The sequence below is a fragment of the Chamaesiphon polymorphus CCALA 037 genome, assembly GCF_003003845.1.
GTDB lineage: Bacteria > Cyanobacteriota > Cyanobacteriia > Cyanobacteriales > Chamaesiphonaceae > Chamaesiphon > Chamaesiphon polymorphus.
Map to the genome: position 1 here is coordinate 1 of NZ_PVWO01000268.1, position 7,743 is coordinate 7,743.

5 protein-coding genes, 1 tRNA gene and 2 pseudogenes are annotated in these 7,743 nt (G+C 47.9%); 6 read left to right on the forward strand and 2 right to left on the reverse strand.

The genetic code is table 11. From position 1 onward, the window contains the following. Window positions 1-228: 228 nt before the first annotated feature. The gene (locus C7B77_RS18485; RefSeq protein WP_106308098.1) at window positions 229-1,089 is read right to left on the reverse strand and encodes a Tab2/Atab2 family RNA-binding protein; all 861 of its coding nucleotides are present in this window, start codon (window positions 1,087-1,089) and stop codon (window positions 229-231) included. Between the two features lie 346 nt (window positions 1,090-1,435). On the opposite strand from C7B77_RS18485, the gene gshA reads away from it, so the two are divergent. The 3 genes and pseudogenes from gshA to C7B77_RS31740 all read left to right on the forward strand — a co-directional run. After that, window positions 1,436-2,572, forward strand: coding sequence for a glutamate--cysteine ligase (gene gshA, locus C7B77_RS18490; protein WP_106308086.1), 1,137 nt, complete (start codon window positions 1,436-1,438; stop codon window positions 2,570-2,572). Window positions 2,573-2,858: 286 nt separating this feature from the next. Continuing rightward, window positions 2,859-3,323: a tRNA (cytidine(34)-2'-O)-methyltransferase gene (locus tag C7B77_RS18495; RefSeq protein ID WP_106308101.1), complete on the forward strand. Its 465-nt coding sequence runs from the start codon at window positions 2,859-2,861 to the stop codon at window positions 3,321-3,323. A gap of 1,353 nt (window positions 3,324-4,676) precedes the next feature. Then, window positions 4,677-5,099: pseudogene (locus C7B77_RS31740) on the forward strand (M23 family metallopeptidase); the annotation flags it as partial. Here C7B77_RS31740 and C7B77_RS30155 read toward each other — a convergent pair. Continuing rightward, window positions 5,096-5,245, reverse strand: coding sequence for a hypothetical protein (locus C7B77_RS30155; protein WP_181243920.1), 150 nt, complete (start codon window positions 5,243-5,245; stop codon window positions 5,096-5,098). The pseudogene C7B77_RS31740 and the gene C7B77_RS30155 sit on opposite strands and share 4 nt — an antisense overlap. 133 nt (window positions 5,246-5,378) lie before the next feature. On the opposite strand from C7B77_RS30155, the gene C7B77_RS18510 reads away from it, so the two are divergent. The 3 genes and pseudogenes from C7B77_RS18510 to C7B77_RS18520 all read left to right on the forward strand — a co-directional run. Continuing rightward, window positions 5,379-5,451: transfer RNA gene (locus C7B77_RS18510), tRNA-Met, on the forward strand. A 137-nt stretch (window positions 5,452-5,588) separates the two neighbouring features. Then, window positions 5,589-6,647, forward strand: a complete 1,059-nt coding sequence (locus C7B77_RS18515; protein WP_146138391.1) for a WD40 repeat domain-containing protein — start codon at window positions 5,589-5,591, stop codon at window positions 6,645-6,647. 341 nt (window positions 6,648-6,988) lie between these two features. Next, a pseudogene (locus C7B77_RS18520) lies at window positions 6,989-7,743 on the forward strand (hypothetical protein); the annotation flags it as partial.

The following is a 7,743-nucleotide window of genomic DNA, read 5'->3' on the forward strand; positions in this document are numbered from 1 at the left end:
GGTGGATGGGTGGATGGGTGGATCTTTAAAGGGTAATGGGTAAAGGGTAATGGGTAATGGGTAATGGGTAATGGGTAAAAGAACAATTCTCTCTTCTTCACTCCCAACTCCCTGTCTTGACTGAAACACATGCGGAGGGAACCTCCGCGTGATTTCAGTCGCAACTCCCAACTCCCCACCTAAAACCTAAAGCCTAAAACCTAAAGCCTAAAGCCTTCCTTAAAGCTTTTAGCGATCGACTGTTTCGTACAATAACCAAAATCCAGCAAATTCTTCCACATCGGGACTGGATTGGATGGCAATAAAGTGAACTCCTTTGGCTTGTTGCTTGCTAGCTTCAAAGCGCGCTCCTTCTTGCTGAGTCGCCCCTTCTAAACGGGCTAAAATCCAACTTTCGCTGGCTCCTGTTTCTAGTAATAAAGTAGATTTTGGAGCGGGTTGATAGCGAACTGCGACGATTTCCAATCCTGACATCCAAGCTGCCATCGGTACCGAACGCGGCGAATAGAGGATCAGTCCGGGTATTTGCATTTCTGGAGTCACACCCACCATTTCCAAGGGGAAAGCTTCGCTAAAGCCAATTTGCCATTCGCTCATATCGGCAAACTGACTCGCCACCAGACTTACAAACGTCCACTTTTCACCGAGTAAGGCTTCGGGTAGCGGCTGCGGTGGATCGGAAAACATCTGCACGGAGGCAGTATTTGCGGCTTGATAGTTAGGTTGCAGGGGATAAAAATGCTCCATCCGATCGTCGATCCATTGGTGCAGGGCGATCGTGCGCCGACTGGCTGCGGCAGGAATGCCAATATCCTTGCAGGCTTTGGTAATCATATTGTTCATCTGCCGTCGAAAGAACCGAATCCGTCGGGGCGATTGTTTGGCTTCGAGCATGGCTGCTTGGAGAGCCTCTGCCAACCATAACGAGTTGACTCGATCGCTCGGACAATAACGAGCGAACCGAAACAGGTCGTCAGTCGATCGATCTGTCGTACCTGGACTTTCACATATTAGCAATTCCCAAACTTTTTTTTGTCGCTCATCAACCAGGGGGCGTGAGTAAAAATCGATTTCCCAGATCGCTCCCATGACTTTGTACCGTGCTACTTGCTTTATGATTTTTACATTAATCCCCAATTATCCGCGATCGTAGGACATTAGGGAATAGGTCTTTGGGAAGAAGGGTAGATGGGTGGATGGGTGGATGGGTGGATGGGTGGATGTAATTGAAATTGGCTGTGAGATTTGAGATTGAGCGAATGCTACCTCAAAGATTGCCGCAACAAAACCGCTATGATTATTTATAAGAGCCGAACTTACACCTATAGCGTAACTTCTAGATCGCTATTTACTCTTCACTATCCACTATCTCTGCACTCATCCACTCATCCACTCATCCACTCATCCACCCATCCACCCATCCACCCTTACCTCCATGCTACTTTCTAAAGGATTTGAAATTGAAGTGTACACGGGTACACCCGAAGGAGAGATTGTCGGTTTATCCGATCGAATTGTGGCGGATTTAGATGGGTTTATCATCGAGCCGGATAGTCGCAATGTGGAATATACCACCGCACCGTTTACTTCTTACGATCGATTGTTGTGCGCTCTAGTCTTGCCGCGTCGCCAGTTACGTGCTTATCTTCAGCGGATTGGCAACTATACACTGATTCCTGGCAGCACTCTATCTTTGGGCGGTACGGATACATTTTATCGCTCCGATCCGAGCAATCCCTACCATACTTACATCGAACAGACTTACGGGACTAATGTCGTTACGGCTAGCGTCCATATCAATATTGGCATCAGCGATCCAGAATTATTAATGCGTGCCTGTCGGCTGGTGCGAGTAGAAGCTCCACTATATCTAGCCTTAAGTGCGGCTTCGCCCTTTCTCAATGGCGAACCGACTGGCTACCACTCTACCCGTTGGGGACTCTTTCCCAAAACACCCAAGCATGTACCGCTATTTGAAAGTCACGCCCATCATATCCAATGGGTGAACGAACAGTTAGCTCAAAAGACGATGCAAAATGTCCGCCACCTGTGGTCTGCCGTGCGTCCTAACGGCGATCGCCGCCCCTACAACCTCAATCGCCTCGAATTGAGAATTTGCGACCTAATCATCGATCCGATCGCGTTACTGGCCGTTACGAGCCTGATCGAAGCGAGATTGTGGCAATTAATCTCCGATCCCAATCTCGATCCGTTAACGATGAGCGCGCTATCGTCGCAAGAACTCGTCGAGCTGGCGGATGCCAATGAAATGCTCGTTGCCAAATCTAGTCTCGATGCCACTTTAAGACATTGGCAAGATGGTCGATCGATTACCGCTAGCGAATGGATTGAAGAACTCTATGGCGAAGTTCATCCATTTGCCAAGCAACGCGGCTTTACTTGTTTCCTCTCTCCAGTGAAGAAGATCCTGCGCGAAGGTAATACCGCTCAACAATGGCTGCGGGCGTTCGAGCGCGAACCCGATGCCCGAGCCGTACTCGTCCGCGAGATCGAGCGTGTCGAACAACAGGAACTCGAGTTAGATCGCTATCTGTGTCAAGCTGTGGCATAGGTCAAGCGTCGCTTGCATCCACCATCTCCACTGGCGATCGAGTGGATTTAAATCCGAACATCTGGTTGCGTTGTAGCAGACCGCACAAAAATTAACTATTTGTTAAATAGATTTAAAATTCCAATCGATCGCGCGCTCTTTTCAAATATAAAGAAAATCTATATATTACGAAAGTTGGCAATCTCGCGCTCGAATCGCTCTAGGCTAAGTAGCGTAAGTACTTAAACTATGTTCTTTGTGTAATATCGATCGCCACCCATATTTCTTGACAGCCGATTTTGAATTTATGCCTCAGTTAGTTTTAGTCAATCCCCAAATTCCCCCCAATACCGGAAATATCGCTCGCACTTGCGCCGCTACCCGCACCGATTTACACTTAGTTGGCCCGTTAGGATTTGAAATTACCGATCGCTATCTCAAACGCGCTGGATTAGACTACTGGCCTTATGTTAGCCTCAAAATCCACCCGTCGATCGAGGCATTTATCGAATTTCACCGCCAACAGACTGGACGCTGCGTGGGGTTTAGCGTTCGGGGTAATTGTAGCCATTTTCAATTTCAGTTCCAAGCTGATGACTGGTTATTATTTGGCAGCGAAACTGAGGGCTTACCCGCTCGGATGTTGGAATATTGTGCCGAAACAGTTTATATCCCAATGAGCGAACCCGGTGTCAGAAGTCTCAATCTCTCTGTTAGTGCGGCTATCGGCCTATTTGAAGCCCGCCGTCAACTCAGTGAATCGCTCGGGTAGGTTTGGGACGATCTCCTCTCTGGTGGGGGCTACAGCGCGCGTAGGGCAACAGATGAGGGCATTAGATTACCTACGGTAGGCTACGCCAACGAGTTTGCAACGGTGAGTTAGTCAAATTGCGAACGCTCGATCGCGAGTTTTAGATAAGAAATTTATATCATCCATTCGATCGAATCGCCGAATTCAAATTAGTAATTGCTTATTCGATCGAGCATAAATTTCTATGGTTGCCAGAAAAATAGCGATCGAAGTCACTCAGACTTAAAAGTTTTTAGATGTATTGACACTCAAAATCGACAATCTAAATCTCTCTAGTTAAATATACGGTTGCCGATAGCACGGTTTGTAGTTTAAAGTCTTGTTCAGTAAGGGCTGTAGCGATTGAATTAACTATTTGTTGTCGCGACACCCAGTCTGTAAGCCTGTGTTTGTACCATTAAATCTCTAATTTATTCGTGCAAACATAGCTCGATAATTCTCGCTTCGAGCGAGTCTGCCAGCAGATATCACTAAAAGCTTGCAAATAATTGCATCTTCACTTAAAGTGACTTTAGTGAATCTAGAGCGCAGTCGATCGCCGCGATAAATTATCGTTTTATGGGCTTCGATCTGATGCTTGCCATCAAATGCAAACACCTAAAATCAGTTAGGACTAAATTACCATCGCATCGATTCTTAACTCTGAATGGATCGATCGACACGAGCGGTCAGTTAGTAGTGAGTTAATTTCCAACCACACTCATGCTATTGACTAACGTTGTACTCAATAATAGGAGGTCATTTTTGTTGAAACCCGAAATTACGCAGAAGGTCAAGCTAGCTAATTCCCTGACTGCTCATCAAGATGTATTGGCGAGCCAAGCATCGTCGATCGTTAACCCCGAGCAACCATCGAGTTGGGTCAAGATTGCTTCTCTGTTTGGTAATCATCGGAGCCGCACTTCAACAGTGATGCTTGGATTAGCAGTTTTAATGGGTATCTCTAGCATCCCAGCAAACTATCCCGATACGGTCGCCGCAGCCGAATCAGCTCAAAATGCCATGCAGGTTAGTTCTGAAGCTGAAATTGTCCCTGTAAATAGCAATGGTTATATCAACCAGTTGCAAAGCGATGTCTCCACGATGCAGGCCAAGTATGCCCAACCGTCATCGGTGCTGGTCGCTCAAACAATGCCCCGTACTTATCCCGGATCGGTAGCCAATCGCACAGATACCAACAGTTTACAGTTTAGCGGTGAAGCTTCTGTACCGATCGAAGTAGCACAGCCCAGAACCAGAAGTTTTAATAGACCCGTTGCCACGGCTCGGCCATCTTTTAACGATCGATCTGACTCGGATTATGATTTTGACAATCCAGAAGATCGTCTGCCAGCCACCCGCAATGGGGTCACGAGTATCGGCTTTTCTTGGCCAGCCGCAGGCACGCTCACCTCTCGCTTCGGTCGTCGCTGGGGGAGAATGCACAAAGGTATCGATATCGCAGGCCCAGTCGGCACGCCGATTAATGCTGCTGCTGATGGCGTCGTGATCGTTGCAGGCTGGAAATCAGGCGGCTACGGTAATTTAGTCGAAATCAGACACAGCGATGGTACTACCACCCGTTACGGACATAACAGTCAAATTTCTGTCAGCGTCGGTCAAACCGTCCGTCAGGGTCAGCAAATAGCGCGGATGGGTAGCACGGGACGCAGTACTGGTTCTCATTTACACTTTGAGATTCGTCCTAGTGGCGGTCATGCTGTCAATCCGATCGCGTTGCTTCCTGGCAATCTTTAGGACTGTGGATGTTGCTGTGGATGGCTTTCTCGATAAACCGCCAGTCCAGATCGGGTGTGGAATTGGAGATGGCGATCGCTTGGCGATCTGCGAGCCGATATCAGCCATCGGTAAATCTGTTCGCTCTCCACTGTCTTCTCGGTCATTGGTCTAGAATGTTGGTAGAGTTGCACATAATCTCCATTGGCATCTGGCGGAATATGCCCCCAGCCGAAATATTTAACAAAAAAGTAGCTAAAACAACTTTTTCATGTTATGATAGGATACGTTGAATAACGCGGCTCAATAGCTCAGTCGGTAGAGTAGGGGACTCATAAGCCCTTGGTCGTCAGTTCAAGTCTGACTTGAGCCATATTTTTAGACATACTACCAGTAGTAATTATCCTAACTTAAAAATTTAAGATTAGGTATTACTACTGGTTATTTGTTTACATTTCTGTACCAGTCGAGCTAGCGAGTAGTACAGACCATCCCAACTACCCAATCCCATTGACAGAAACCTCACGATCCGAATTAGAGCTAGTTTGGCAAGGTCAACTCAGCGACCTGGTAACGGCGGTAGCCTGTTCGCCCGATGGCAGAGGTTGGGCGGCTAGTTCGGCAGCAGGCGAAGCGGTCTGGAATGCTGGATTAGACGACCTCATCCCACTCATCACACCAGACACTCACAGCGAAGCGGTACCCACGATCGCCGGACTAGCTTTTAGTCCCGACAGCCGCTGGTTGGCTGCTGGGGGCAGATCTAGACAATTGTGTATTTGGAACTGCGAGGATCCCCATCTGCCACCACAATTAGTTCAGTGCATAGAAATCGGCGCGTGGATCGAGCGGCTAGCATGGCACCCCCACAGCTCGTATTTGGCCGTTGGTACTGGAGTGAGCGCGAGGATCTGGGACATCCGTAACTTTACCCAGATCGCGATCTGGGAATTCGACAAAGCCTCAATTTTCGATTTGGCATGGCACCCAGCAGGAGACTTATTAGCAATAGCGGGATATAAAGGCGTCCAGATTCGATCGATCGCCGATGCCACCGCACCGAGCCAAAGGATCGAAATTGAAACGGCAAGTATTCGGATAAATTGGTCTGATGATGGTCGTTATCTCGCGATCGGTAATCTCGATCGCACCTTGACGATTATCGATAGCGAACATCCGGATCGTCGATGGACATTGCAAGGTTGTCCCGGAAAAATTCGGCAACTTGCGTGGATGGCTGGTACCCCAAACCCATGTCTGGCTGTAGCTAGCGGCAACACGATCGTCTTGTGGCATTTAAATTCGGATGAGATCGGGTGGGATGGTCAACTTCTCGAAGGTCATGAGGGTATTATAGAAGTGGCCATCCCTCATCCTTATTTGCCGATCTTGGCTTCTGGTAGTACTGATGGCTATGTGTGCCTGTGGTCGGCCAGTGGAGATGTCGAACAAATTCTCAGCGAGCGACCGATCGGTAAATATACTACTTTAGGCTGGCATCCCGATGGCCTAGATCTGCTTACTGGCAGTCAAAATGGCTCCCTAGGAGTGTGGATAATACCAGCATAATTACCGATGGGGGTGTAAAAAAACCATGGTACAATCATGGAATTAGAAGCACAACAATGTAGTTTACCCAGTTTCATTTGGTATAGGCAAAGCGAAAATTGTTTGCGAACAATTATCATTACAACTAACCAAACTTTAGGTAACCAGTGGATAGGCAATTCATCTACTAGCGTTGTTCTCTACGCCGATTGACTGAAAAGATGCAGGTCAAATTTCACTCCAACCTCCACCTACAAGCATTAACAGATGTCCCCGAGCGCAGATTTTCTCAAATCGAGCGGGGTGGAAATCGAGCCAGTAGGTGGCAGTAACTAAAATTACCATTACATATTATTTCAAAGATGTTAAAAATTTGGCTTACCTGGTTACAACCCAGTGTTGGTGTGTTGGGAACAGCATTAGTGTTATCTAGCCCCCTCTGCTCCTACGCAGCAACCAAACCAGCAACGGTTCGGAATATTACCAAAGCATCCACGCAGGTCTCCCCCTGGAGTAACTTAAAAGCGAATGGCACTAGGATCGATCGGGAGTTATTGAGTGGCGTTGCGCCTACTCCAGATTTAGCCGTTCGTCAGCTAGCCGTCAATTCGATGGGTTCCAAAGGCTTACCTAGTTTTGCCAACACGAGTACCACCGCCGATATTAGCGGTGTAGCCAACTTCGTAGCACCTTCTGTAAATTGGCAGAAACGCTCGGCCAAAGCAATCAAACCCGTTAAATCCAAACAGGTCAAAAATTCGATCTCCACAGCACTGGAGCGGGCGATAAATCCGCAAGCTGCGAATATTCCAGTTCCAGGACTGTACATTCCAAAAAGTCCCGTTCAGACACCAAAACAGATCGTAGTAGCAGCTAAGCCACAATCGATCGGCAGACCGATTGCGGCAGTACCTGTAGAGATCGGCGCACCCACACCGCTATCGGCGATGATGGCAGCTAAAACATCAGTAGATCCTTTTCCCGTAGTTCGTCCCGAACTGATGGAGAAGTTACAACCGACACAAACATCGGCTAGCGTTCGGACAACTAAAACTGTGGCTGCGACCAAAACTGCTCCCGCACCCAAAATTGCTCCCGCAGTCTCGCCATATGGTTT